This is a genomic window from Planctomycetaceae bacterium (genome assembly GCA_039680605.1).
Taxonomy (GTDB): Bacteria; Planctomycetota; Phycisphaerae; order SM23-33; family SM23-33; genus JAJFUU01.
Genome location: JBDKTA010000039.1, coordinates 110575 through 134943, shown reverse-complemented (window position 1 = coordinate 134943; position 24369 = coordinate 110575). Strand labels below are relative to the sequence as shown.

The 24369-nt window shown below is 64.2% G+C and carries 22 protein-coding genes; 10 read left to right on the top strand and 12 right to left on the bottom strand.

The window, feature by feature from the left end; all coding sequences use genetic code 11:
- The first annotated feature begins 124 nt into the window (after window positions 1-124).
- Window positions 125-1252, top strand: a complete 1128-nt coding sequence (locus ABFD92_11555; protein ID MEN6505170.1) for a sugar kinase — start codon at window positions 125-127, stop codon at window positions 1250-1252.
- 608 nt (window positions 1253-1860) lie between these two features.
- On the opposite strand, the gene ABFD92_11550 is transcribed toward ABFD92_11555, so the two are convergent.
- The 4 genes from ABFD92_11550 to ABFD92_11535 form a co-directional block, all read right to left on the bottom strand.
- Window positions 1861-2061, bottom strand: coding sequence for a DUF2283 domain-containing protein (locus tag ABFD92_11550; GenBank protein ID MEN6505169.1), 201 nt, complete (start codon window positions 2059-2061; stop codon window positions 1861-1863).
- Complete coding sequence (locus ABFD92_11545; GenBank protein MEN6505168.1) at window positions 2058-2453, bottom strand: DUF4258 domain-containing protein; 396 nt, start codon at window positions 2451-2453, stop codon at window positions 2058-2060. Before ABFD92_11545 ends, ABFD92_11550 begins: the two co-directional genes overlap by 4 nt.
- A 198-nt stretch (window positions 2454-2651) precedes the next feature.
- The gene (locus ABFD92_11540) at window positions 2652-3446 is read right to left on the bottom strand and encodes a hypothetical protein (GenBank protein ID MEN6505167.1); all 795 of its coding nucleotides are present in this window, start codon (window positions 3444-3446) and stop codon (window positions 2652-2654) included.
- A gap of 107 nt (window positions 3447-3553) precedes the next feature.
- The gene (locus ABFD92_11535; GenBank protein ID MEN6505166.1) at window positions 3554-4486 is read right to left on the bottom strand and encodes a hypothetical protein; all 933 of its coding nucleotides are present in this window, start codon (window positions 4484-4486) and stop codon (window positions 3554-3556) included.
- Between the two features lie 342 nt (window positions 4487-4828).
- On the opposite strand from ABFD92_11535, the gene ABFD92_11530 reads away from it, so the two are divergent.
- From ABFD92_11530 to def, 6 genes are all read left to right on the top strand, one after another.
- Window positions 4829-5293 (top strand): hypothetical protein, encoded by a 465-nt coding sequence (locus ABFD92_11530; protein MEN6505165.1) that lies wholly within the window; start codon window positions 4829-4831, stop codon window positions 5291-5293.
- 1242 nt (window positions 5294-6535) lie between these two features.
- A complete protein-coding gene (gene thiS / locus ABFD92_11525; protein MEN6505164.1) occupies window positions 6536-6736 on the top strand; it encodes a sulfur carrier protein ThiS in 201 nt (66 codons plus the stop codon).
- Window positions 6737-6740: 4 nt separating this feature from the next.
- Window positions 6741-7565, top strand: coding sequence for a thiazole synthase (locus ABFD92_11520; GenBank protein ID MEN6505163.1), 825 nt, complete (start codon window positions 6741-6743; stop codon window positions 7563-7565).
- Window positions 7552-8160 carry a hypothetical protein gene (locus ABFD92_11515; protein ID MEN6505162.1) on the top strand — a complete coding sequence of 203 codons (609 nt, stop codon included), beginning with the start codon at window positions 7552-7554 and terminating at the stop codon, window positions 8158-8160. Before ABFD92_11520 ends, ABFD92_11515 begins: the two co-directional genes overlap by 14 nt.
- The gene (locus ABFD92_11510) at window positions 8136-10151 is read left to right on the top strand and encodes a helicase C-terminal domain-containing protein (protein ID MEN6505161.1); all 2016 of its coding nucleotides are present in this window, start codon (window positions 8136-8138) and stop codon (window positions 10149-10151) included. Before ABFD92_11515 ends, ABFD92_11510 begins: the two co-directional genes overlap by 25 nt.
- Window positions 10152-10185: 34 nt before the next feature.
- Window positions 10186-10731 (top strand): peptide deformylase, encoded by a 546-nt coding sequence (gene def / locus ABFD92_11505; protein MEN6505160.1) that lies wholly within the window; start codon window positions 10186-10188, stop codon window positions 10729-10731.
- 69 nt (window positions 10732-10800) lie between these two features.
- On the opposite strand, the gene ABFD92_11500 is transcribed toward def, so the two are convergent.
- Both ABFD92_11500 and ABFD92_11495 read right to left on the bottom strand, forming a co-directional pair.
- Complete coding sequence (locus ABFD92_11500; protein MEN6505159.1) at window positions 10801-11862, bottom strand: uroporphyrinogen decarboxylase family protein; 1062 nt, start codon at window positions 11860-11862, stop codon at window positions 10801-10803.
- Window positions 11862-12950, bottom strand: coding sequence for a metallophosphoesterase (locus tag ABFD92_11495; GenBank protein ID MEN6505158.1), 1089 nt, complete (start codon window positions 12948-12950; stop codon window positions 11862-11864). Before ABFD92_11495 ends, ABFD92_11500 begins: the two co-directional genes overlap by 1 nt.
- A gap of 44 nt (window positions 12951-12994) precedes the next feature.
- On the opposite strand from ABFD92_11495, the gene ABFD92_11490 reads away from it, so the two are divergent.
- Both ABFD92_11490 and ABFD92_11485 read left to right on the top strand, forming a co-directional pair.
- Complete coding sequence (locus tag ABFD92_11490; protein MEN6505157.1) at window positions 12995-13753, top strand: DUF1638 domain-containing protein; 759 nt, start codon at window positions 12995-12997, stop codon at window positions 13751-13753.
- A gap of 197 nt (window positions 13754-13950) precedes the next feature.
- On the top strand, window positions 13951-14526 hold the full coding sequence (locus ABFD92_11485) for a peptidoglycan recognition family protein (protein ID MEN6505156.1): 576 nt from the start codon (window positions 13951-13953) through the stop codon (window positions 14524-14526).
- A 511-nt stretch (window positions 14527-15037) separates the two neighbouring features.
- Here ABFD92_11485 and ABFD92_11480 read toward each other — a convergent pair.
- The 6 genes from ABFD92_11480 to ABFD92_11455 form a co-directional block, all read right to left on the bottom strand.
- Window positions 15038-15616 carry a transposase gene (locus ABFD92_11480; protein MEN6505155.1) on the bottom strand — a complete coding sequence of 193 codons (579 nt, stop codon included), beginning with the start codon at window positions 15614-15616 and terminating at the stop codon, window positions 15038-15040.
- Window positions 15617-15996: 380 nt separating this feature from the next.
- Complete coding sequence (locus tag ABFD92_11475; protein MEN6505154.1) at window positions 15997-17127, bottom strand: Gfo/Idh/MocA family oxidoreductase; 1131 nt, start codon at window positions 17125-17127, stop codon at window positions 15997-15999.
- Window positions 17124-18167 carry an amidohydrolase family protein gene (locus ABFD92_11470; protein ID MEN6505153.1) on the bottom strand — a complete coding sequence of 348 codons (1044 nt, stop codon included), beginning with the start codon at window positions 18165-18167 and terminating at the stop codon, window positions 17124-17126. The genes ABFD92_11475 and ABFD92_11470 overlap by 4 nt, the downstream gene beginning before the upstream one ends.
- Window positions 18168-18378: 211 nt before the next feature.
- A complete protein-coding gene (locus ABFD92_11465; protein MEN6505152.1) occupies window positions 18379-19767 on the bottom strand; it encodes a hypothetical protein in 1389 nt (462 codons plus the stop codon).
- 13 nt (window positions 19768-19780) lie between these two features.
- Complete coding sequence (locus ABFD92_11460; protein ID MEN6505151.1) at window positions 19781-21286, bottom strand: FGGY family carbohydrate kinase; 1506 nt, start codon at window positions 21284-21286, stop codon at window positions 19781-19783.
- Window positions 21287-21434: 148 nt separating this feature from the next.
- Window positions 21435-22964, bottom strand: a complete 1530-nt coding sequence (locus tag ABFD92_11455) for an aminotransferase class III-fold pyridoxal phosphate-dependent enzyme (GenBank protein MEN6505150.1) — start codon at window positions 22962-22964, stop codon at window positions 21435-21437.
- A gap of 66 nt (window positions 22965-23030) precedes the next feature.
- Here ABFD92_11455 and ABFD92_11450 point away from each other — a divergent pair, with 66 nt between their 5' ends.
- Window positions 23031-24344, top strand: coding sequence for a hypothetical protein (locus ABFD92_11450; protein ID MEN6505149.1), 1314 nt, complete (start codon window positions 23031-23033; stop codon window positions 24342-24344).
- The last annotated feature ends 25 nt before the right edge of the window (window positions 24345-24369 follow it).

The window sequence follows — 24369 nt, the reverse complement described above, 5'->3', positions numbered from 1 at the left end:
GATGGTGTTCAGTCCCGCTGTGCATAGCCGGGCACAACAGCGTCCCAGCAACATCCAAAGCGGCAGCTAGGGCTGCCGCACTCCATAGTCCTCGCTCGGCTGCGCTCTTGAAGCGCACGCGGCGATGCGGTACTTAGATGGGCACGTCACGATCAACCTGAAGGAGCCGCCGGTGGCTATCGAACTTCGCGAGAACTGCAAATACGCCCTGCTGGTGCCCACGAGCATGGGCGTGCGCCTCACGCCGCCCAACGGCCAACCGATGCACACCAGCAGCACGTTCTTCATGCAGGCCACCAGCGCCGAGACCAACGTCGCCAGCGTCTGCTCGTACCTGGGCCTGCCCGTCAAGGTGCTCACCACGTTCGTCAAGGGCAGCCCCATCGCCCGGTTCATCCAGGACGATCTCGCCGGCCGCCACATGGACTACGAAGGCAAGCAGGTCGAGCAGGGCGGGCCCTGGGGCTATCGCCACCAGTTCAACCTGGCCGACTGCGGCAGCGGCGCCCGAGGCCCGCGCGTCCACAACGACCGCGCCGGCGAAGTCGGCCGCACGCTCAACGCCGCGGACTTCGACCTCGAGCGCATCTTCGGCGCCGAGGGCGTGCAGATCGTCCACCTGTCGGGGCTCATCGCCGCCCTGTCCGAGCAGACCAGCGAGTTCTGCCTGGCCCTGGCCCGCGCCGCCAGGAAGCACGGCACGCGCGTGTGCTTCGACCTGAACTACCGAGCGTCGTTCTGGAAGGGCCGCGAGGCGGAGCTCCGCAGCGTGTTCACCGAGATCGCAGCGGCGGCCGACATCCTCGTCGGCAACGAGGAAGACTTCCAGCTCGCCCTGGGCATCGAAGGCCCCGCCGCCGGCGGCAAAGACCTGGCCGGCAAGATCGAGAGCTTCAAGGGCATGATCCAGGCCGTCAAGCAGCGATTCCCCGCCGCGACGGCGTTTGCCACGACGCTGCGCGAAGTCGTCAGCACCGAGCGCCACCTGTGGGGGGCGATCCTGCTAGCCGGCGACGCCTGGCACATCGCCCAGCCGCGCGAGATCACCGTCCTCGACCGCATCGGCGGCGGCGACGCCTTCGTCGGCGGAATGCTCTACGGCATCCTGCGCCGCTGGGACGCCGCCAAGTGGGTGCAGTTCGGCTGGGCCGCCGGCGCCCTGGCGACGACCCTGCTGACCGACTACGCCCAGCCCGCCGACGAAGAGCAGGTCTGGAGCATTTGGCAAGGCAACGCCCGCGTGCGGCGCTGAAGCGATTGCGGGATCTCACCGCAGAGGTCGCAGAGGACGCTGAGGGAAGAAGAAAGGGAAGGAGCTCTCACGGCTGGACGCAGCGCAGCGGAGTCCAGCGTCTGTCCATATGGCAAAGCGCCTATTTCATTTCTTAGATGGTCTTGTTTTAAGCCATTTGCTTCTCTGCGTGCTCTGCAATGCTAACCGTCAGTTTCTTCTCTTGCCGCGAAGATTTTCTTCAGCCGGCATTCTGGGGCTCTGCCCCAGACCCCGGAGGTTATCGCATTGGGCTTCCGGCAGAGGCTGCAAAGGCCCACCCCTGCCGGAAGCCATAAAGCGACAAACTCCGTGGGCGTGGGGGCGGAGCCCCCACCATGTTGCTGTGCCGGAACGCCTTTGGTTGCGGCCGAGCGAAGCGAGGCCGCGCCAAGATCTCCGCGGTTCATGCAGTTTTCGGGCTGGCCAGCGTTTGGGTGCTTTTGAGGTGCTTTTCCGGTGCATTTTCGGGGGGTTTGGAGACTTTCGGCAAACAACCGCGCCTTTTTGCAAACGCTCAAAACCGGTACCGCATTTACCGCCACAGACGCCCGATGCCAAACATTTTTGAATCGAAGTCCCCGGGGCCCTCAACTCGTCTGAAAGTTCAACTCCCGAAGATTCAGGCCGGGCGCCCTCTTTGAAACTCGCAGAATCTCCACCCCGACGACCTGGTCCTTGTCGTCATAGTCCAACACCACCCCGGGCGCCGCTTCCCGCGAATCGACAATCTCCGAATCGTCCAGCCGCAAGTACAACGCGTCGGCCTTCTCGTCCACAATCAGCTTCATAATCTGTTCCTCATCGCCCGATCAAAATAGGCCGTGACCACCCGCTGGGGGTGAGCTTCTACATTGATTATAACACGCAGGACGCGATTGCCGTGCTCTTCAATTCTACCCAAGCAATGTTCAAGGGCGGCATCTTCCGAATCAGGCTCGGTTTGCTGCGGAGCGTTCAGTACCCGCTCAACCCAATCAAGGGAGATGTTTCGCTGCTGCAGCACAGTCTTTGCATGATCGGTCAATTCGAATTCCATTGCGGCTTCCCTGCGTAACGGATCTTCAGCATACCGACCCAAGGGCAAAATGACAGTCATTTTCAATGGCAGTAGGGACTGTTCACGGGCGTCCCTGATCCCGCTGACGGTGCGCCCGTCGGTTGCGTTGTCTGTGGTCTGCATGGTCTTTACTCCATAGTGGAATCACGCTGCCGGGCGGCCCGATTGCGCGTCCGACACGTCGAGTAGACCAGAGCCAAGCGGAGACTAACGTTGGCGCAACGAAAATGCGGCAGAAAGCCTTGGGAGATTGGGGGGTGCTTCCTGAAAAAAGATTAAGCGCAACGACAGTGCAACGATGTTTCTGCCCCCGTTGCGAGGTTATTCACCTTTGATTTTGTCAAACTTCTGTTGAACGGCCTCATCTGTTTCCTGCTTCTCACCCCGTTTGACGTAGTCTAGCTGCCAGCGGTTAAACGAGGCGTCGTCCAGTCTGAGGGAACGCCCTTTCTTCCCGTTGCTATCAATCTTTGCGGCTTTAGCAGCCCGCCAAATTGTGCCCTTATTGATACCTGATATCTTTGCTGCCGTAGTGACAGATATCCCTGTACCTGGCACGGCCTCCGCCTGGCGGGCCTCTCCCTCAAAGTCCAACAGCCCAGTTTCCAACTGCAAGCCAGTGGCAGCGGCGCTGATTCTCCGCCACTCTCGCACGGCGGCAGGCCTATCTGTGATTTCGCTTACGCCAACCTGTTGAAGATCGGGATAGACTGTCGGAAGCCAACGCCTCACCGCCTTCGAAAGGTCGAGGTTCATAATGCGGCATTTCTCCACCTCCTTACTGGCTGCCCGGACTGCGTCCATTTCGGGCGTTCTCCAAATCCTGTTGCGAGCAGCCTCGTCCGGGTCTTGGGCCCGCGTCTCCTTGGCGTATTCCTCCCTGCGATACTCTTCGCGAAGGCGATTCAAAGCGGACCCAGCATAGGTCAAGCGCTCTACTGCCCCGGCGTAGGTGTGCGCCAGCCACTCTGAAACATTAATAATCCATTGCGGTTCCAAGCCCTTTGGCACTTCGTCTAGCGGAAAGTCTATCAAGAAAACATCAGCGGCCGGGGCCCCAGTCTTGGGCTGTGGTTGGCGCTGGGTTTTCTTTGGAGCGCTGGACTTCTTTCCCATGTTCCACCTGCATTGCTCGGGTCGGGCCGGGCGGCGGCGCGGCAGGTGGTTGCTCGCCGTTCGCCCGGTCCGCGTGGCCGCTACCCGGCCGTCCCGATGTTCAAGATTTACCTCGATGGTAAAGCCGTGTCGTTAAAGAGATCCTTCGAGCCGCTGCCTTGGACGGGTATGGCCCACATCAAGAAACCATCCTTTGTATCGAACATCGCGAAGATGTAGGCGCTTGTAGGGGCATCGGTGAACTTGTAAGTGCCTTGGACATCCGTGGTCGTCGCAGCGATTTTGATGTTATCCACAAAATCTCTGATCACGTTCACGTAGCCGGTTGACTCGATCAGGGTCAGAGCAGCGGCAGAGTCAACAGGTCCTTCGACTTTCGCCAGAATCTGCGAATACTTTTCAGCCTTGCTATCAGCCTCCTTCGCACATTTCTTCTCGTAGCTGTCTGGATCGTTGTCGTCAGTCGAGGATTCCATTTCCCCATACTTCCGGCGCCCCTCTGCCGCTTCTTTGTGCCAGTCAACAGATTCGCTCTTGCAATTCTGCACCACCGTCGTCAATGCCCGTTCCAAGACCTGTGCTGGTGCGGAAGCCTGAATCAGGGTGACGTGGAATCCCCGGAGGATGTCCGACTGGCCGTTTCGCCGAACAACATACGCCGCCCCGGATACATCTACGCCTTTTGGCACGAGTGGCGACGCGATTGTAGGCGTTTTCGATGAAGGGATGAGGAAACCGAAAACCACCAAGCCTACCAGAAGAACAGCCGCCCCGCTGACCAAGAAAACAAGCTTCTTTACTGGTTTTCTCGTAGCGGGTGTGTCAACCACTGGGGGCGTTTCGCGAGCTGGTGCTGGTGGTTGCGCCACGATTTGGGGTTTTCGCTCAGTCTTCGATTGCGAGTCCATTGTGGCAACCGGGGCAGGATGGGGTTTCTTTTGCGGGATGGAAAACTCATGTCCGCAAATCGGGCACTTGTCCTTCTCTGCCGCAGCATCGACCTCTAGTTTTGTGCTGCATCTGGGGCATTTCATTTTCATCGTTCATTCTCCCGATCATTAGTTGTCGTTGGCGATTTGCATCCCACAACGAGGGCACATGTACCTGTACCCACCCTTAAAAATAAAGTAGAGAAGCCCTGGCAACAAGAAGAAGAGAATGAGCAAGCAACCTACAGCCATATGTCCTCGGGGTTCTCTTCGGGCCGGACCGCGATACCCACAATTGGGATTGGGACAGATAACAAAGTGTCTCTCCTTGCAATCTCGCCGCGAGGAAGACTCATTGCTGAAAGGTTGCCGGTACGCAGTAGCGAAAGGTTCGGTTCGTTCCAGTTCTGCTTCCAGTTCTGACGGAGCGGGAGGGCTTGAAGAAGGCACGGCTTGTTGCCCCACGGCGGTGTCGAATGCTTCCGGGGGAAGATCGGACAATTCCTCAGAAATCTGGGGTACTTCGATTTTCTTTCCGCACCCTTTGCACTTTCCGCTCTTGCCAGCGTGCTCATCGTTGACCTTGAGGTGCGTGCGGCAATGAGGACAATGGAACTCGATCATGTTTCACCCGCCTTTGATTCCTTGGCGCATAATTGCGCCGATACTGTATCCCCCGGCCCTGCCTTCTTCAAGCCACCAGAGATTTTGTTACAAAATGCGAAACGGAAATACCTTGCGGTGGTCCCAGTTTTCGATCTACCATGTGATCAGACATCTGCCATTAACGGGAGTAGCGAAAGTGATTCTCTGCCATTGCCCCTGTTGTCGCAAGAAACTGAAAGTCCCTCTGTCTTTAGCCGGAACCAACGGTCCCTGCCCAAGGTGCAAAAACGTCTTGAAGTATCCGTCGCCTAAGCCTGTGGCGGCTGGACCTGCGGTTCAGCCTTGCCCTGATTGCGGATCACGCATGGAGCGCGAAAGTACAACCTTGCAGATGGTTGTCACGACGATATTGCTTTTGATAGGATTGTATCTTCTCGGGACATACTGGCCTCTGGGGCTTGTGGTGTGCGCTTTAGCTGTGGTGGTTATGGTTACCGGCCGGCGATGGAAATGTACCTTCTGTGGGCGCATTTTGCCCACGTGATTTTGGCTCCGTGTTTTTTGTCAAAGAAGGGGCTGGGGACCGTGCTTTGTCCGATCCAAAGCGGCGTCGCTGCCGCCGCACTCCAGGGTCGCCTTCGGCGACGGGGGAACTGGATGGAGGGGCATGCGAAAGTCAGGGCTCATCGCCGCTGCCTTTCAATCGCCTGGCCGGGCGGGGGCCGGGGGGCAGAAAGTTCTGGCCGCTGACGACTTTCCTGCCCGTCTTGCTTTCCAGTTCCAAGCGGGCACCGTTACATTTTGTAACGGTTTCATCGGACTGCAAAGGGGTCCGGAGTCTGGCCGGGACATCACCTCGAAGCCCGGATTGTTGCTCGGGTCGCTGGCGGCGTACGTGGAGCAGAATGTCTACTACCCGGGTCCGCGAATACCACAATGGGAATGGAGGGCAAGCGAAAGTGCTGTGAAAAGTACCCGCCTTCGCCAAGGCTACGGCGGGCAGGCAACAAAGTGCAAGGAAGTGGAATTGTGGTATAGGCCATACCGCTTTCAGGGGTGGCAAAGACCTTGCGACACAGAGGCGCAGAGAAAACAGTGGCGGGAAACGCTTCTTAAGTCTTCCTCTTTAACACAGTTGCTTTTCTCGTCTTTCTCTGCGCCTCTGTGTCGCATAATTCCCTGGCTTCTGGCTGTAGGGGAGCGGATGGGGCAGGTTCCCTCGAAACCGCTGTGAAAAGTACCCGCCTTCGCCAAGGCTACGGCGGGCAGGCAACAAAGTGCAAGGAAGTGGAACCGTACCGGCGCGCGGGCGGGCCTGCGCCAGATCATCGGGGCAACCCAATCTTCGCGGGAGGAAAATCCCCAATCCAACAACCGCGCGGGGCATCCGCCTTCGCCATGGCTACTGCGTGACCAGAGCCCCGCCGCAAATATCGGATTCACGCCAATCACGCAACCCATCCATCCATCCATCCATCCAATCATCCAATCATCCATCCATCCAATCATCCATTCACCCTTTCACTCTCCCGCGATTGTCTTATAATTGACGCCATGCGGATCATGGTCAACGGCGAATGGACGGAGCAGCCCGAGGGGCTGACGATGGCGGCGCTGCTGGAGCGGCTGGACCTTGAACCGCTGCGCGTGGCGGTCGAGCGCAACCGCCGCCTTGTCCGGCGGGCGGAGTTTGCACAAACCCTTTTGGCGGCCGACGACCAGCTCGAAATCGTCACCCTCGTCGGCGGTGGATAACACTATGAGCATCACAGTCCCGAGTCTGAAAATCGGCCCCATCGAGTTTGCCAGCCGCCTGCTGGTCGGCACGGGCAAGTATACCACGTACGAACAGATGGCCGAGGCGCTGTCCGAAAGCGGCTGCCAGGTCGTCACCGTGGCGGTGCGCCGCGAGCGTATGAGCGACGCCAAGGGGCGCAACATCCTGGACTTCATCGACCCCGTGCAATACACGCTGCTGCCCAACACGGCAGGGTGCTTCAGCGCCGACGACGCTGTCCGCACGGCGCGCCTCGGACGCGAGCTGCTCGAGGGCCTGGGCAATCGCGGCTCGGCGTGGGTCAAGCTCGAGGTCCTGGGCGACAAGAAGACGCTGCTGCCCGACCCCGTCGGAACGCTCGAGGCACTCAAGGAGCTCAAGGCCGACGGTTTTGTCGTGCTCTGCTACACCAGCGACGACCCGATCATGGCGCAGCGCCTCAAAGACGCCGGGGCCGCGGCGGTCATGCCGGCCGGCAGCCCCATCGGCTCGGGGCAGGGCGTGCTGAACCCCTGGAGCATCCGGATCATTCTCGAGCAGCTCAAGGCCGGCGACGAGAGCTACCCGATCATCGTCGACGCCGGCGTGGGCACGGCCAGCGACGTGACGGTGGCGATGGAGCTTGGCGCCGACGGCGTGCTGCTCAACACCGGCATCGCCGGGGCGAAAGACCCGCTGGCGATGGCGCGGGCGATGCGGCTGGCCGTCGAGAGCGGTTACCTTGCCGCCCGCGCGGGGCGGATCCCGCGGAAACTTTACGCGACGGCGTCTTCGCCGCTGGAAGGGGTCATCGGTGCAAAGGTTTGACACGTTGCCGGAAGAGGACCAGCTCCCCCAGGGCGCCGACCGCAAGACGCGCATCGCCGTACTGGTAATCTTTCTGGGCCTGGCCAACTTCCTGCTGTTCACCATCGGGTACGTGATCGTCGGCGGCGAGGCGATCAACGGCCGCGTCCGCAGCGACGCCGAGGGACGCGTCCACTACTACCTCAAGAGCGCCGTCTCGGGCGGCCCCGACGGCGCCGACATCATGCCCGAACGCTCGCGAGGCGTGTTCATCTACTCGGCCGTCCACTCGATCAGCATCTGGCCCACAGTGGGCATGGTGATGCTGGCGATGCTGGCTTTGGCGAAAGACCGCATCGTCTCGGCGATGCACTCGACGATCGTCCGCGGGCGCACGTTCATCACCATCCTGGCGACGATCATCGTGCTGGCAGTGATTCTGGCGACGGTGGTGTTCATCGGGCAGTTTATCGATCTGCTGTCACGGCCCGACCCGTTCCCGGCAACGACTCGCGCGCTCGCCTGTGGCACAGCCTTTCCAGGCTGTGGGGCAATTGTGGGTTCAGCTCTGGGACACAGGCTGGAAAGCCTGTGCCACGTTGCGGCATGGCTTTGACCGTCGAGCAGGTTCTCGGTCCTGAGGGTCTGATCGCCCAGCGCCTGGGCGGCTACGAACACCGCCGCGAGCAGCTCGAGATGGCCCAGGGCGTCGCGGCGGCGCTGGAGGCCCGCCAGCACCTGATCGTCGAGGCCGGCACGGGCGTGGGCAAAAGCTTCGCCTATCTCGTCCCGGCGATCCTATCGGCCTGCGCCGGCCAGGACGGCGACGACAAGCTGCGCGTCATCGTCTCGACGTACACCATCGCCCTTCAGGACCAGCTCATCACCAAGGACCTGCCCTTCCTGCGCGAGGTGCTGCCGGTGACGTTCACCGCCGAGCTGGCCAAGGGGCGCGGCAACTACCTGTGCTTCCGCCGCCTGGCGACGGTTGTCGACGGACGCGACAAGCTGCTGACCGCCGACGAGCACGAGCAGCTCGAGGCCCTGACGCAGTGGGCGATGGGCACCGACACCGGGACGCTGCAGGAGATCGACTTCGATCTCGACCGCTCGCTGTGGAGCCGCGTCTGCTCCGACCGCAGCGTCTGCCGCGGCGCCAAGTGCTCGTACAACAGCAAGTGCTTCCTGGCCGCCGCGCGCCGCCGCGTGCAGGCGGCGGACATCGTCGTGGTCAATCACGCGATGTTCTTCGCCGACCTGGCCCTGCGCAAAGCCGGCGGCGCCCTGCTGGGCGACTACGACGTGGTCATCCTCGACGAAGCCCATACCGTCGAGACCGTCGTCAGCGACCACTTCGGACAGTCCGTCACCTCCGGGGCCGTCCAGTTCCTGCTGCGGGACCTCTTCGACGAACGCACCGGACGCGGCCTGCTGGCCCTGGCGAACGATCAGGCTACGATCAACGCCGTAGTGGCCGCCGACGCCGCGGCGACGGAGTTCTTCGACGCCCTGGCCAATTACCGCGGACCGGCGGTGGCCTCCAGCGGACGCATCCGGGACGCCGGGTTCATCACCAACCCCCTCACGCCGGCGCTGAAGGAACTGGCCGAGGCGCTCAAACGCGCCACGGGCTCTCGCAAAGACGAAACCGCCTTCGAGATCGCCGGCGCCCGCGACCGGGCCGTTGAACTGGCCGGCGACATCGCCGATATCATCGACCAGGCCCAGGGAGATCATGTCTACTGGGTGACGCTGCGCGAAACGCGAGGCCGCACGCGCCGCCGCGCCGTCACGCTGGCCTCGGCCCCGGTCAACGTCGCGCCGATCGTGCGCGACCTGGTCTTCCACGAGGTCAAGTCCGCCATCCTCACCAGCGCCACCCTGGCCACCGCCCGCGCGGGCAAGCACGGGTTCGACTACATCCGAAGCCGCCTGGGTCTCGAAGAGGGGCGCGAGCTGCTTCTGGCCAGCCCCTTCGACTTCCGTCGCCAGGCCAAGCTCTACATCGAAACGGGCCTGGGCGATGTCAACGATCCGGCCTTCGTGCCCGCCGCCGCCCGAGCCATCGAGCATTACGTCGACCTCTCGCAGGGCCGCTGCTTCGTGCTGCTGACGAGCTACCAGATGCTCAACGCCATCGCGGCCGAGATCGAACCGTTCTGCCACGAACACGAGTACCAGCTCCTGACCCAGGGCGGCGCGCTGTCGCAGCAGGCGATGCTGCGCCGCTTCCGCGGCGAGGCCCGCTCGGTGCTGCTGGGAACCACGAGCTTCTGGCAGGGCGTCGACGTCGCCGGCGACGCGCTGCAGAACGTCATCATCGCCAAGCTCCCCTTCGCCGTGCCCAATGAGCCGATCATCGAGGCCCGCATCGAGACCATCCGCCTCAGCGGCGGAAACCCGTTCAATTCCTATCAGCTTCCCGAGGCCGTCATCCGCTTCAAGCAAGGCTTCGGCCGACTGATCCGCTCCAGCGTCGACACCGGTTTCGTCGTCTGCCTGGACCATCGCATCGTCAGCAAGCCCTACGGCAAGGCGTTCATCCAGGCCCTGCCCGACATCGCCATCGTCATGGACCAGTGGTGCAAACGAGGGTCTTCGGGTTGATTTGACCGCCCGCCGCCTGATAGGATGGGGTGACGTGACTTCTGCTGAGAAAATTCGTTCCGCGGACCTGCCGGCGCTGAAACTCATTCACTATCCCGACCCGCGCCTGCGCGAAGTGTCCACCCCCATTGACGCCGTCGACGACGCCGTGCGAGCCTTGGCCCAGCGCATGGCCGCCATCCTGAGCAGGGCCTCCGGCGTGGGACTGGCCGGCTGCCAGGTCGGCGTGACGGTGCGGTTATTCCTGGCCGGCGTGCCCGACGAGACCGGCGAAGGCGTCATGGCCTACATCAACCCGCGCATCGTCGAGCAGAGCGATCCCGCCGATGACGAAGAAGGCTGCCTGAGCTTCCCCTCGATCTACACCCGCATCAAGCGATACAACACGGTCGTGCTCGAAGCGATCGACCTGGAAGGCCGCCGCTTCCAGCAGACCGCCCAGGGCCTCATGGCCCGCTGCTTCCAGCATGAATGCGATCACATCGACGGCCGCATGATCATCGACCGCATGGGCTCGGTCGCCAGGCTCGCCCATCGCAAAGCGCTCAAGCAACTCGAAGAAGATTTCGCAGAGCTTTGAGTTTCTGCAAGTTCGGGGGCGGGGATGTTACGTCCACGAATGTCACGAATTGCGCGAATGGGGAAAGATCTACCTTTGCCGGTGCGTCAGGCCATAGTTGTACGTTTCATCATAGAAGGCCCGCAGATTCTCCACCGGCACGTCGGCGGTGATGCCGTTGCCGGCGGTAACCATGCAGCCGCCTTCGGGGCGGTCGTAGGTGTCGATCATGAACCGCACCTCGCGGCGCACGTCCTCGGGCGTTCCGCGCGGGAGAATCTGCTGCACGTCCATGCCCGTCCAGAAACAGATGCGCCCGCCGAAGCGCTCGGCGACCTCGCGCTCGTTCATCGTGTACTTCTGGATCGGGTGGATCACGTCCAGGCCGATCTCGATGAAGTCTTCCATGAACAGCCGCACGTCGCCGCAGGTGTGCAGCCAGAAGTGCATCCCGCAGTCGTGGGCGGTCTTGATCATGCGCTGGTAGCGCGGCTTGAAGAACTCGCGGAAGACGTCGATGCCGAACATCGGCCCGGTCTGCATGCCGATGTCGTCGGTGGTGTAGACGCAGTCGACGCCCAGCTCACCCCCGCGGCGGATCACGCCGCAGTAGAAGTCCGTCAGGGCGTCCATCAGCCGATGCACCGGCTCAGGATTGAGATAGAAATCGCAGAGGATGTTCTCCATCCCGCGCAGCGACCACAGCCGCTCGTACAGGCAGAACCACCAGTGAATGCCCGTGTACCGCCCGCCGGCGTTGGCGGCCAGGTGCTCGGCGGCGCCTTCGTACATCTGCGGCAGGTTGGGGTCCGGCCAGGCCGCCAGCATGTCATCCAGCATCGCCCAGTCGGTGATCGCGACGTTGGCGTCGTGCCCTTTGGCCGGCCCGGAGGCCGCCGGCGGCGGCGTGTGCATCCACGAATACCCGGGGATGTGGCCGCCGTTGGCCAGATCGTCCCAGTGGTTGGGCATGCGCGGGATGATCTGGAAGAAGTCCTGCGGGTACTCGGCCTGGATGGCCTCGACCTCGGCCGTGCGCTCGCCGAAGGCCCCGGCCCAGTTCCACTGGTGAATCATCATGGGCACGCGGCTGGGGCGGCGGTGCTCGATGGCCTTGATCACTTCATCTCGCGACAGCGGTTGGCGAATCATCAATGTTTTCCCGTCGTTTGCCTGGTAGTAGTAGATATCGCCGGTCGGCTCGTGGCCTGGGGTTTCGACTGCGGCGCTGCGGTGAAGTCCAAATGAAAGCTCGCCCCGGGGGCGGGGTTGATCTTGTCCAGCACGGGCGAGTAGTCGTACACGTCGGCCGACTCGCCGTCGCGCGAGAACTTGATCACGCGCAGATATCCTTCGCCGCCGCGCGGAGCGGTCTGGTAGTCGACCACCATCTGGTGAACGGTCTTGCCCGCGGCGTTGGCGTCGCTGCGGCGGCCAACCGTCCACACGTGCCCGCACGCGACCAGGCGGATATTCTCGCTGGGATACACGAGCTTTTCCCATATCTGCTGGCCGTCGTTGCCGTCGCGCCCGACGCGATAGCGGCTGGTGTGGTACGGTTGGCGCAGGGGTTGGTCGTAGCGCAGCCCGTCGGGATACATGTACCCGTGCGTGATGACGATGGCGCGGTGGTCCTTGTGGGCGGCCGCGACCTCGGCTGCCCAGCGCAGCACGTCGTCGCGCGGGGCAAACTCCAGCGCCAGCACGAGCCACTTCTTGCCCGCCGCTTCGAAGGTGTGAAAACTGTTCGAGACGCCGGCGGGCTCCTTGTCGTACACGCCGCCGAAGGTCGGGGCGGCCTTGAGCTGGTCGAGCGTGAAGTACCGGCCCATGAGCGTGCTGCGGTCGCGGCTGGTGCCGCCGGCGCCGATGTCGTGATTGCCCACGCACAGGGCGTAGGGCACCTTGGCGTCCAGCCGCCCCATCGCCGCCCGCGCGACCGTCCACTGCGCAGGCACGTTGTCGTTGGTGATGTCGCCCACGTGCAGCACGTACTTGATATTGAGCGCAGCCGCGTTGTCGGCGATCCACTTCGTCTGGGCGTGGAAGATGTCCGGATGCTTCATCGCATAGATCTGCGTGTCGGGCAGCACGACCAGCGAGAACTCGCCGCCGGCCGCCGGCGCCGTCGTCGTCGCCGGTGGCGAAGCGGTGCATAACGCCGCGGCTGCAAGAAGCAGGACGCTTGTCAGGATCAGGAGGTTTCGCATGCCTGCATGATAGAGGAGCGCTTTTGGCAAAGCATTCATTTCTTTGTAGCGATTCTGCGCCGTATAGTGGTGCCATGAGCGTGTACAAATTCATCGGCTGTGAGATTATTTATCGCGAGGCGTGCCTGCTGGCGGCGCGGAGCGTTCACCAGGTCGACGTCGAGTTCCTGCGCAAGGGTCTGCACGACCTGGAGCGGGCCGACATGATCGCCCGCGTGCAGGCGGCGGTCGACGCCGCCGACGCCGAAGGGCGCTACGAGGCCATCCTGCTGGGCTACGCCCGCTGCAACGACGGGCTGGTCGGCCTGACCGCCCGCACGCGGCCGCTGGTGATCCCCCGCGCCCACGACTGCGTGACGTTCTTCTTTGGTTCGCGCGGGGCGTACCAGGCGTACTTCGACAAGCACCCCGGCACGTATTACATGACCACGGGGTGGTCGGAGCGAAACGTCACCCCGGGGGAAGGCTACGACCGCCCGGCGTACGATCGCCAGGGCGTGATGGGCAAGCTCGGGCTGGCCGACGACTACGAGGGCATGGTCGCCAAGTACGGCAAGGAAAACGCCGACTTCATCCTCGAAAGCCTGGGCGACTGGACGAAGAACTACAGCCGCTTCTGCTATCTGCAGATGGACGCGTGCGACGAATCGGCCGCCATCGCCAAGACCCGCGCCGAGGCGGCCCAGCGCCAGTGGGACTTCGAGCTGCTCCGGGGCGACTGGACGCTGCTGGAGAAGCTCTTTGCCGGGCGGTGGGACGACGATTTTACCATCGTGCCTCCCGGGCGGCGCCTCGTCGCCCGCAACGACGGCAGCGTGTTGGGCGTGGAATGACGCACTAACGCCCCTTCATGGGTTCCCCTATCCGCCGTTGGCGGGCCGGCTTTACCCGGCGGCCTCTTTTGGACCCATTTCTCCGCTTTTGCCCGAATTTTTTCTCGCGAATAAGATTGCCACTGACCGATAGCAGCCATAGAATCCCCAGACAGCCGGATGCTCGCCTGGGGCAAAACGTGAAGGCCGGACGGCACATGGTAGAACCACGTACAGTCAAAACGCTGCTGGCGCTGCTGATCTCCATGACAAGCGGCGCGTTGTTGCTTTGGATGATGAGCGGCGACCCGCTCCCGCCGGGAGAGATTGCCGCCGTCGTCGTAGCGCCTCAGCCGCCCGTGCTCGATGCGAAACTGCTGGACACCGACGCCCCCATGCTCCCCTCGCGATGGCGCCACATCGTCATCCATTCCTCCCCCTCCGTCGAGAGCGACATCGCCCGCCGATGCCACTTCGTCGTCGTTGAATCTTCCAACGGAACGGCCGTCCATGCCTCGGCGTTGTGGAAACGCCAGGCCGCCGGATTGGGCGTCGCGGGTCAGCCTGCCTCGTTCAACGCCGAAACCATCAGCGTCTGCCTGATCGGCGACTTCTCGAAAGTCGCCCCCGGTCCCGAGCAGTACAAGGCCCTGGTCGCCCTGACCCAACTGCTGCAGGGTGCGCCGCTGAACATCAATCACAGCCACGTCTACCTCCGCTGCGAACTTGACGGCAGCGACGCCCCCGGTCTGGCGTTCCCCGTCGAGTCATTCACCAAACAGTTGATACCGTAAGGAAACCCGACCATGGCAAAAGGCAGCAACGCCCCGCGCAAGAACGTCAAGAAGCCCAAAAAGAGCAAAGCCGCCAAGGGCGCTAAGAAGTAACTGACGCCACATCGCACTCCGCCCAACCGGGGTGCCACGCACAGCTCCGCTGTGCGTGTCCCCGACCGTATGTTTCGACGAAAGACCCTCGACCGATCAGGGCCGCGTCTTTTCCATTCAACAACTTCTCGCGCACAGCGCACATGGGCACGCACAACGGAGTTGTGCGTGGCACCCGGACCGGGGGCATCACGCACCGCAGGGGTGCCACGCACAGCTCCGCTGTGCGTGTCTCCGACCGCACGTTTCGACGAAAGACCCTCAACCGATCAGGGCCGCGCCTCTTCCATTCAACAACTTCTCGCGCACAGCGCACATGGGCACGCACAACGGAGTTGTGCGTGGCACCCGGATCGGGGGTATCGCGCACCAGCAGGGTGCCACACACAGCTCCGCTGTGCGTGTCCCTGACGCTCGGCTATTCAACAAGGATTGGAATCGTCTCGCGGTCGATTCGCAGAGGTATGTCTTCTCTCGTTTGATTGGCGCGCCAGCTTGACCAGGGCCAATCCTCCGGCCGCCGGACCAACTCCCGCCGCACCGGATTGTTGTGGATATACCGTATCTTCTCATGCACATCGCGAGTCGATCGCATGTTCCGGTCGTACCCCCCGCCGCGCTGCCAGAACCGGTACGAGACGATCCCGTCCGGTCCGATCACTTCCATCGAACCCATCCGGTCCGGGCGGTTTTCTTTGGCCCACAAAATCGCCCGCCGCGCCAAGGGATACTTGATCGACCTGAGAATGGCGCTGATCTGTGCCTCATTTGGGATAGAAATCAGGGCGTGGACATGCTCAGGCATGATGACCCACGCCCACAGATGAAATCCCTGCCGCGCCCGCGCCTGATCCAGACACTCCAAGAACCACCGACACGTTCTCTCGCTGCCGAAGAACGGCTGCCGCCGATAACATGAGAACGTCAGATAATGCACCCCATACGGCACATCCCATCGCTGGCACAGTTTTCGATGTTTTTCCCCACGTATCTGCATGGCCGGCACCTTATCACATCAGAACATCCCACACAAGTTCCCCCTCCGCCGGGTGCCACGCACAGCTCCGCTGTGCGTGTCCCTGAACCGCACGTTTCGAAGAGAGACCCTCAAACCTCAGGGCTGTTCCTTTCCCATTTAACGGTTACTTCAGCATGGCGCACATGGGCACGCACAACGGAGTTGTGCGTGGCACCCGGACGGGGGTATCGCGCATCAGCAGGGGTGCCACGCACAGCTCCGCTGTGCGTGTCCCCGACCGTACGTTTCGAAGAGAGGCCCTCAAACGCCAGGGCCATCCCTTTCCCATTCAACGGCTCTCTCTCGTACAGCGCACATGGGCACGCACAACGGAGTTGTGCGTGGCACCCGGACCGGGGCTAGACTTTTGTCCACTGCTGCGCGGTGGCGGATCGGGCAACGGTGTCGATCAACTTCTGGATGTAGACTCCCTGCCGCAGGCCCGGATCGCCGGGGCGGCCGGCGAGGATGTCGCTGACGAAATTCGCCAGGCAGGCCATGTGGGCGCGCGTCCAGCCGATGGCCATTTTGGCGCCGGGCAGGCCGCTGGCGGGGGCAGGGTAGCGTTGGCCGGTGTCGATCTTCGTCCAGCCGCGCAGGCCTCCGGTGGGTTTGTCAGGCGCGCCCAGGTCGTAGGCTTCCAGGTGGTGAGGGTCCATGCCGTTGAACCGCAGGGCGCCTCGGGTGCCGTGGATTTCGAAGCGGATTTCGTCTTCGGCGCCGGTGGCGATCTTGCTCGCTTCGATCGTGCCCAGCGCGCCGCCGGCCATCTTCGCCAGCAGCATCACGCTGTCTTCGGCGTCGACCGTCACCTGGCGCGAAGGGTCGTCGGCTGACGGCCGCGTCGGGTAGGCGATCGTCGTCGCCGCCAGCACCCGCTCGTAGTCGCCCAGCAGCCAGTGAACCAGGTCCAGCACGTGCGAGCCCAGGTCGGCGATCACCCCCCCGCCGGCGGCGGCGGAGAGCTTCCACTTCAGCGGGGCTTTTTCGTCCACGCTGCCCGAGTGCAGGTACGCGGCGCGGAACTCGATCGCGCGGCCGACAAAGCCTTCGTCGATGAGCTGCTTGGCCCGCATCGTCGCAGGAAAGAACCGGTTCTGCAGCGTCATCTGGGCGGTGCCCGTGTAGGCCGGCAGCGCCGCTTCGATCTGGCGCGCTTCGGCCAGCGTGGCGGTGAGGGGCTTGTCGCAGTAGATGTGCTTGCCGGCGGCCATCGCCGACAGCAGCGCCTCGCGGTGGAGGTGGTTGGGCGTGCAAATATGCACCACGTCCACGTCGGGGTTTTCCGTGATGGTCCGGAAGTCCGTCACTCCGTAGCGCGCGCCGATCTGGGCGGCGGCGGCTTGGGCGCTCTTGTCGCTGCTGGTGCAGACATGCGTGATCTGCGCCTTAACGGGCAGGTTGTAGAACAGCGGCAGGTTGATGTACCCGTATGCGTGGACTTTGCCGATGAACCCGAAGCCCACGAACCCAACTCGAAGCGTTTTCATTGGCTGTCCTCTCCGGCGGCGGCGATCATCCGCCGGGCGTTGTTGTAGAACACGTCCCGCACGTCGCCAGCCGAGAGCCCCTGCGCCTCGGCGGCGCGGCGGAAGGCGTTGATCTCTTCGTACAGAAACAGCGTCAGGCGGGCAGCCTCGTCGCCGTCGGCCTCGCGCATGTGCTTGTCGGCCGACACGTCGCCGTAGAGCCCGCGCGGGATGATGTTGACGTATCGCCCGTCCTGGCAGATGCGCCGCATGCGCATGCGCGTGATGGGCATGTCGGAGCCGAACAGCACGCGCCGCGGCCCGACCGCCGCCAGCAGCCGCTCGAACACCTCGGCGTTGGTGTTGGCCGAGATGTCGAAGCACATGTGCTGCGTATCCGAGAGCACGTCAAAGGCGTTGCCGACGTCTTCGGGGCAGTACGCCCGACCGACGTGGGCGACGATCAACCGCACGCGCGGGTAGCGCCGCTCGATCTCGATCAGGTCGGCCAGGTTCAGCGGGTCGCGCAGGCGGTCGACCCGCGGGATATGCAGCATGACGATCCACCCGTGGCGGTCGAACAGCTCGAGCTGGTGATGCGGCAGGAAGTCGAAAATGCGGATCTGCCCCGGCGCGATCGACGCCGGCGCATAGCTGAGATAGACCTTGGCCCCGAGAAACCGTCCGCAGGCGATCTTCTCTTCGACCACCTCGGCGGTCCACTCGGGCCTCGTCAGCAGCAGCGCCGGCAGCGAATGGGCTGCCGCCGCCGCGGCGACGTACGCATTCATCTCGTCGATGGCGCCCTGCACCAGCGGGTTGCCGAAGATCAACGGCGTGACCTGCTTGTCGGGGAACATCAGCCGGTACATCTCCAGCAGGTCCTCGACGGGGCAGACCGCCGCGACGCGCATCGGCCACGACGCCGTGCGGCCGGTGGTGTCCCCCTGAGCGTGCTGCGCCGGCCAGACGTGCGTGTGGATGTCGATCACCTTGGGCGGGAGAAACCCGGCCAGGCGGTCTTGATAAAAACTGCGGTCAACTGGTTTGATCTCGATCATTCCTGGTTCCTGGGGAGGGGAAATTCGACACAGAGACGCAGAGGAACAGAGAGAAGAGAAAAACATTGGTGGCAAAGAAGATTAAGAGGGGTCTTGTCTGGATGTTTCATTGTTGCCAAACCCTTTGCTCAATCTCTGCGTCTCGGTCACTCTGTGTCGTCCCCTCTTGGTCCCTGTCTCTGCGTCTCTGTCTCTCTGTGTCGTCCCCTCTTTATTCGATCACGATACACTCGATATTTGCGAAGTTCGCCATCATCTTGATCCCCGGCGTATGGTCGCCCAGGATCAGGGCGCTGTGGTGCGTGCCGCCGGCGCGGGAGAAATCTTCGAGGAACCGCTCCAGTGGGCGGCGGGGTTTGATCCATCCACGCACGGTCTTGCGCATGTCCGGGTGCGTACCGCCGCCCAGCACCTCCACCGGCGCGACGATCAGGCGGAACGTGTCGTTGGGTCCAGGCGCCAGGTTCACAAACGTCGCCGGGCCCGGCGCGGGGGCGGCCGCCAGCATCGCCGGATTGCGCGCGGGGGTGAAGGGGAAGTCCTTCTCGCACAGCAGCGCCTTGCCGGCGGCCACAGCGGGATTGATCTCCCCCATGTGCGAGAGAAAGATGGACCCGCCCTGCCAGTCTGGGCAGAATATTTCGGTGAAGGTAGTTTTCGGCCAGGCGGCCAGCAGTGCGCCGACCATGGCGGCTGTCAGCACGTCGCCCTCGCCCGCATAGCCGATGCCCCGCGCCATGGCTTTGGAGATTTCCAGAAAGGGCACGGTGCAGACGGGTTCGTCGGGCGAGTCGAATGCGGCGAAGTTCATGCTGAAAGCGTCGTAGCGCCCCTGATCGAGCACTGCGGCCATCGCCAGGCCGACGCGCGTCGAATACGCGTGAACGTCGGCGGGGGCTTCGCAGATGAACGCGTCGCGGTCGCGCTGCATTTCCTGGGCGATCTGGGAGTCGGTGACCGCGCGGGCGGGCTCGGTCAGGTCCGCCGCCTGCATCTGCGTGACGCTCATGCCCAGTTGCGCGGCGAGCACCTGCGGCTCGACGGCGAAGTCGCCCATGCCGCCGAAGACCGCCCCGATGCGCAGCACGCGGGCGCCGCGAAGGCGCCTAGCCGCCCGGGCGGCTCGCACGGCCTCGGCGGTCCGCGCCAGCACGTCAGACTTCTCCCAGTGCCCAGCCACAACTTCGTACGAGCGCCCGCGGCGGCGGAGCATGCACGCCAGGTCCTGCACGCCGTGGATACCGTGATTGTAGAGCAGCCGCTGCGGATCGACGCTTTGCCCGAATGACTCATCCAGCGTCGTGTCGAGCATGATCAGCGGCAGCGGCGAAGCCGCCAGGGCGTCCACCGATTCCAACGAAGGCGAGTACGCCAGGTGCAGGCACACCAGCGCGTCGGCGCCGGCGGTTTCGAGTTCGGCGACGGCCTGCGAAAACTCGCCGGCGACGCGGCAGATCGGCGCGCGGGTCACGTCCAGTCCGGCGCTGAGCAAGCCGGTCTGGATCTTGTCCAGCAGCGGTTCGAGCACCGCCCGCATCTCGGGCAGGGCGTCGTCGTAGAGTTTCAGATACAGCGGCAGCAGTCCGGCACGGGGCTTCATCGAAGGCACTCCACTATGTCAGCAGGTCGGCGGCCGCGGGGCCCAGACCTTTGGATAAGACCTCACACAGTCGGCGATAGCGGTGCAGTCCCTCGCCCAGGGCTCTTCGCACGGCAACGGGCGGCGGCGGGCAGGGGCGCACCGCGACGGCGGCGGCTTTTCTGCTAAAGGCCCAGAGCGCTCCGCGTGCGGCAGCGGGCTCGTCAGCACCGACCTGCAGCACCGGCAGCGGCGCCAGCAGGCCCGCGAGCATTTGGCGGAACTGCCAGCCGTTGGCGGCTCCGCCGGTCAGCACCACCGCGTCAATGGCGGCACGGGCGCTGCGCCCATGCCACAAAACACTCTCAAATACGCGCGCCAGTTCATAGCATAAACCCTCGGCCATCGCCCGCAGCATGTCGTCGGAACTGGTGTGCGGCGAGATGCCGACGAGCCCCCCACTGCCGGCGGCGGCGCGGTCGATCGCATTGGGCGCGGTCAGCCACGGCATGGCTGTCAGAGCCGGCGGCGCCAGCAGCCGGCGGCGGAAGATCGCCTCGGCGGCCGACATCGCCCCGCGCCCGCTGCCCACGCACGTGCGCACCGCCCAGTCCCAGGTGATAGCCCCGGCGTGCATCACGCGGATGACCATCGCACCGGACCCCGCCGGCGAGGGCAGCACGAGATTGAACCCATCGCGGGGAACCGCCTGGTGCGGGCAGACGAAGTTGCCCACCCACGCCGTACCCAGCGAAAGCTGCAACGGCCGCGACGATGCCGCCGCTGCGCTGAGATACCCACCCTCTTGATCGATGTAAGGCCCCGCTACCGGCAGGCCCGGCGGCAGATGCAGCAGCCTGGCGCCGGCGGCGCCGAGAGGATGGGTCTGGTGCCCTTGGCGCATCGGGGCCACGAACGATCGGTCCAGCCCCACCAGCGACAGCGGCTCGTCCACCAGTTCGCCCCGCCGCGCGTCGTAGCAGCCGATCTGCAGGGCGTTGCCGGCATCCTGGCGCCACTGACCGGTGAGTTTGAAGTAGACGTACTCCCCGGCCCCGACATAGATGTTGCCCTTGCGAAAGAGCCTCTCGCCGCCGCGGCGGCGCCGCAGCCAGGCGATCCGCGCCAGCCCCGCGCCCGGATCGGACAAATACGACAGCCGCCGCCAGTAGGGCGCCGGCTTCAACGCCGCGATGGCTGGCAGCAGGCCCAGCGGACGCGAGTCGTTCCAGAGCTGCATGGGCGTTAAAGCCTCGCCGGTAGCGGCGTCGGCGATGATCGCGCTGCCGCCTTGGGCGGCCAGACCGACCCCCGCCACGCGCTGCCAGTCCTTGCCGAGCTTGCGCCGCAGGGCGCCGCTCAGGCGAGCCAACGCCGCATCGACATCCGCCAGGCGCTGCTCGCGCGTACCGTCGGGGGCGCTGTCAACGGGAAGTGTCGCCGACGCCACGCCAAGCAAACGACCGTTGGAAGCGCCGACGGCCGCCACCTTCAGCGCGGTGGTGCCCAGGTCGATTCCCAGCAGCACGTCTTGGGGCATCAGGATTCTCCGGCGTAGCACGGACGTTATAGAGTAGCACGGGCATCCTGCCCGTGAGTAGCATGGGCGTCTCGCCCATGCTCTCCGCCTTTGCGGTCGGGGACACGCACAACGGAGTTGTGTGTGGCACCCGTCGCGCCCATGCTCCTCAAGGGCGAGACGCCCGTGCTACTGAACTCAGGGCGGCATCCATTCGGGCGATGACCAGGTCGACGACCTTGGCGTCGACGATCAGCGGCAGCTTGGTCAGCGCTCCGGGCGGGCAGGCGGCCTTGTAGGTCTGGACGGAAATATCCAGCCCGCCCCCGGCCAACGTCGCCACGAACCGCTTGACGATCTCCAGATCGTGGAAGTAGACCGACGCCAGGTGCCGGCTGCCCTCGACGGTCGAGATCAGCCGCGGATAGCGCGCAGCCAGCTCGTGCAGGCGCGACTGATAATAATCGCCCACAGCCGCCGTCGCCTCGGCGTTGGCGGCCGCCCATCGCATCGTCACCAGGTACGCCAGCGACGCCAGCTCTTCCTGCCCGTTGGTCACCAGGGCGCCGAACTGCGGAAGGCGGTCGAGGCTCCTGTCGATCAGCAACCGCGAGGCGGCGTATTCACCGCCGGAAAAGCCCTTGCCGATCACCACCAGCGAGGGCTTGAGACCGTACTCGCGGTACATGTACAGCCTGGGGCTCCACAGGCAGGTCTGGATCTCGTCGATCATCAGCGGCGCGTCGTGACGGCGGCAAAGACGCTGGGCCGCTCGGGCAAATGCCGGCGTCAACCGCAGCCCGCCGTAATTCATCAGCACCAGTTCGAGGCTCATTCCGGCGATCTTGTACCGCCCGCGGTCGTACCTGGCGAAGGCGGCCTCAAGTTCGGCCATGTTGTTGGCCCGCACGGCGACGACCTTCCAGACGTCCGCCCGATCCAGCCGCCGCTCGAGGCCCGGCCACATCCCGCGCAGCATCTGGCCGAACATCGTCGTGCCGTGATAGTTGGCGCCGCGTCCGCCTTCGTTGTCGCCGATGACGATCATCACCGGCACGCGGCGCTGCGGCGCCGGCGGCGAGTCGTCCTGAGACTGGTAGAACCGCGCCAGCATCATCTTGATGCCCGCCTCGCATGCCAGGGAGCCGGTCTGGAGGTTGAGCACCTCGCTGAGCCCGCCGCGGGCGGCGCCGTTGGCGGCCCGGAGCAACTCCCCTTCCAGCAGCCGCGTGATGTGCCCGCGCGTGTTGTTGTGGGTGGCCTGGCAGATGCCCAGCGTCTGGGCCAGCCGCCCCAGCTCGTACCCGGGGAACGAGTGCCCCAGCGGCGTGTGATAGTGTTCGCTCTTGGACAGCAGGTACAACCGCCCGTCCTCGCCGATGCGGTAGTACCCCCATCCGCTGGCGGGTGAGGCCTGCGTTCGCGTGACGGCCTCGAAGGTCGCCGTCGAGGCCCCGGCGGCAGTGCTGGCGCAAGGTCTGGAGACGCGGCGCCCCACGTCGGCCAGGCGGGCCGCCAGGGCCCGCTGCATCGCGACGGGGAAGAAGTCGATCCTGCGCCGCGCCGCCGCCCGCAGCGGCGCCGCCGGTTCGCCCGTCAGGGCCGACCGGGCAGCCGCCACCGCCTGGACGTAATCCTTTCCCAGCAACTCGGCCAGCGACAGTTTGACCGGAACGAATTTTCCGCGCGTGACAGCCATGGCACATCCTCGAAAAGACATTACGCTAGTATTCTAAAGGGGCTTGCCGGGATACGGAAACGTATAATGTGCCCACCCGTTTCGGCGGCGACCATCATGAGCGGCCATGAAAACAGAACGTTCGTCGGCTTCGGCTTTGGACCGATCCAGAGCGGCTTGTTCCTTTTGGAAGCCTACCTGTCGGGCAACTTCGGGCGCTATGTCGTCGCCGAGGTCGACGCCGATCTGGTCGCGGCGGTGCGGGCGGCTGGCAACTGCTACACCATCAACGTCGCCCGCAGCGACGGGATCGACAAGATCGCCGTGGCCGGCGTCGAGTTGTGCAACCCTTCCGAGTCGGCGGGGCGGCGGCGGATCGTCGAAGCCGTGCGCGAGTCCTGCGAGATGGCCACCGCCCTTCCCAGCGTGAAGTTCTATGACGCCGCCGGAGCGGCCAGCGTGGCAGCGATGATCGCCGCCGGGCTCGACGGGCGGGGAAACCACCTGCCCACGCTGATCTACGCCGCCGAAAATCACAACCACGCCGCCGAACGCCTCGCCGAGGCGCTGGCCCGGCACGGATCGCCGCAGCGGCTGGCCGAGGTGCAGACCCTCAACACCGTCATCGGGAAAATGAGCGGCGTCATCAGCGACGTCGAAACCATCGACCGGCTCAACCTGGCGCCGATGACGCCGGGACTGACCAAGGCCGTCCTCGTCGAGGAGTTCAACCACATCCTGGTCTCCCGCGTGCGCCCGCCGGCGCGGCGGGGCATCGAGGTCTTCGTCGAGAAGGACGACCTGCTGCCCTTCGAGGAAGCCAAGCTCTACGGGCACAACGCCGTCCATTCGCTCATCGGGTACCTGGCGCAGTTCCGCGGGTATCAGACGATCGCCGCGGCCGGTGCGGACGAGTGGATCATGCGCATCGCCCGTGCGGCGTTCCTGGAAGAGAGCGGCCAGGCCCTGCTGAAGCGTCACGCGGGGCTGGGCGATGCGCTGTTCACGCCCGAGGGGTATCGCGCATACGCCGAAGACCTGCTGGAGCGGATGGCGTGCCTGCATCTCAACGATCTGGTCTCGCGCGTCACGCGGGACCCGCTGCGCAAACTGGGATACCACGACCGTCTCTATGGCACGATGGTTTTGGCGATGGAGGCGGGGATCAAACCACGCAACCTCGCCCTGGGCGCCGCCGCGGCGGTGCTGATGATGGCCCGCCAGAGAGGCCTCTCGGCCGGTCTGCCCTGGGCGGTGGTGGAACAGGCCCCCGCCGCCCGCGAAAACCTGGCTCGCCTGATGGGCCAGATCTGGGGCGACGAGAGCGGACATCGCGCCGAGGCGCTGGTCGATCTGACGTGGGAAGCAATCACCTGTCTGCGGGCTTACGAGGAAAGCTGACCGGTAAGTGGCCGTTTTACCTCAT

What these genes read in the sequence shown, in the direction of transcription:
- ABFD92_11555 (MEN6505170.1), top strand. Translation starts at nt 125, where the DNA reads ATGCGGTACTTAGATGGGCACGTCACGATCAACCTGAAGGAGCCGCCG.
- ABFD92_11550 (MEN6505169.1), bottom strand. Translation starts at nt 2,061, where the DNA reads ATGAAGCTGATTGTGGACGAGAAGGCCGACGCGTTGTACTTGCGGCTG.
- ABFD92_11545 (MEN6505168.1), bottom strand. Translation starts at nt 2,453, where the DNA reads ATGCAGACCACAGACAACGCAACCGACGGGCGCACCGTCAGCGGGATC.
- ABFD92_11540 (MEN6505167.1), bottom strand. Translation starts at nt 3,446, where the DNA reads ATGGGAAAGAAGTCCAGCGCTCCAAAGAAAACCCAGCGCCAACCACAG.
- ABFD92_11535 (MEN6505166.1), bottom strand. Translation starts at nt 4,486, where the DNA reads ATGAAAATGAAATGCCCCAGATGCAGCACAAAACTAGAGGTCGATGCT.
- thiS (MEN6505164.1), top strand. Translation starts at nt 6,536, where the DNA reads ATGCGGATCATGGTCAACGGCGAATGGACGGAGCAGCCCGAGGGGCTG.
- ABFD92_11520 (MEN6505163.1), top strand. Translation starts at nt 6,741, where the DNA reads ATGAGCATCACAGTCCCGAGTCTGAAAATCGGCCCCATCGAGTTTGCC.
- ABFD92_11500 (MEN6505159.1), bottom strand. Translation starts at nt 11,862, where the DNA reads ATGATTCGCCAACCGCTGTCGCGAGATGAAGTGATCAAGGCCATCGAG.
- ABFD92_11490 (MEN6505157.1), top strand. Translation starts at nt 12,995, where the DNA reads ATGAGCGTGTACAAATTCATCGGCTGTGAGATTATTTATCGCGAGGCG.
- ABFD92_11485 (MEN6505156.1), top strand. Translation starts at nt 13,951, where the DNA reads ATGGTAGAACCACGTACAGTCAAAACGCTGCTGGCGCTGCTGATCTCC.
- ABFD92_11480 (MEN6505155.1), bottom strand. Translation starts at nt 15,616, where the DNA reads ATGCAGATACGTGGGGAAAAACATCGAAAACTGTGCCAGCGATGGGAT.
- ABFD92_11475 (MEN6505154.1), bottom strand. Translation starts at nt 17,127, where the DNA reads ATGAAAACGCTTCGAGTTGGGTTCGTGGGCTTCGGGTTCATCGGCAAA.
- ABFD92_11470 (MEN6505153.1), bottom strand. Translation starts at nt 18,167, where the DNA reads ATGATCGAGATCAAACCAGTTGACCGCAGTTTTTATCAAGACCGCCTG.
- ABFD92_11465 (MEN6505152.1), bottom strand. Translation starts at nt 19,767, where the DNA reads ATGAAGCCCCGTGCCGGACTGCTGCCGCTGTATCTGAAACTCTACGAC.
- ABFD92_11460 (MEN6505151.1), bottom strand. Translation starts at nt 21,286, where the DNA reads ATGCCCCAAGACGTGCTGCTGGGAATCGACCTGGGCACCACCGCGCTG.
- ABFD92_11455 (MEN6505150.1), bottom strand. Translation starts at nt 22,964, where the DNA reads ATGGCTGTCACGCGCGGAAAATTCGTTCCGGTCAAACTGTCGCTGGCC.
- ABFD92_11450 (MEN6505149.1), top strand. Translation starts at nt 23,031, where the DNA reads ATGTGCCCACCCGTTTCGGCGGCGACCATCATGAGCGGCCATGAAAAC.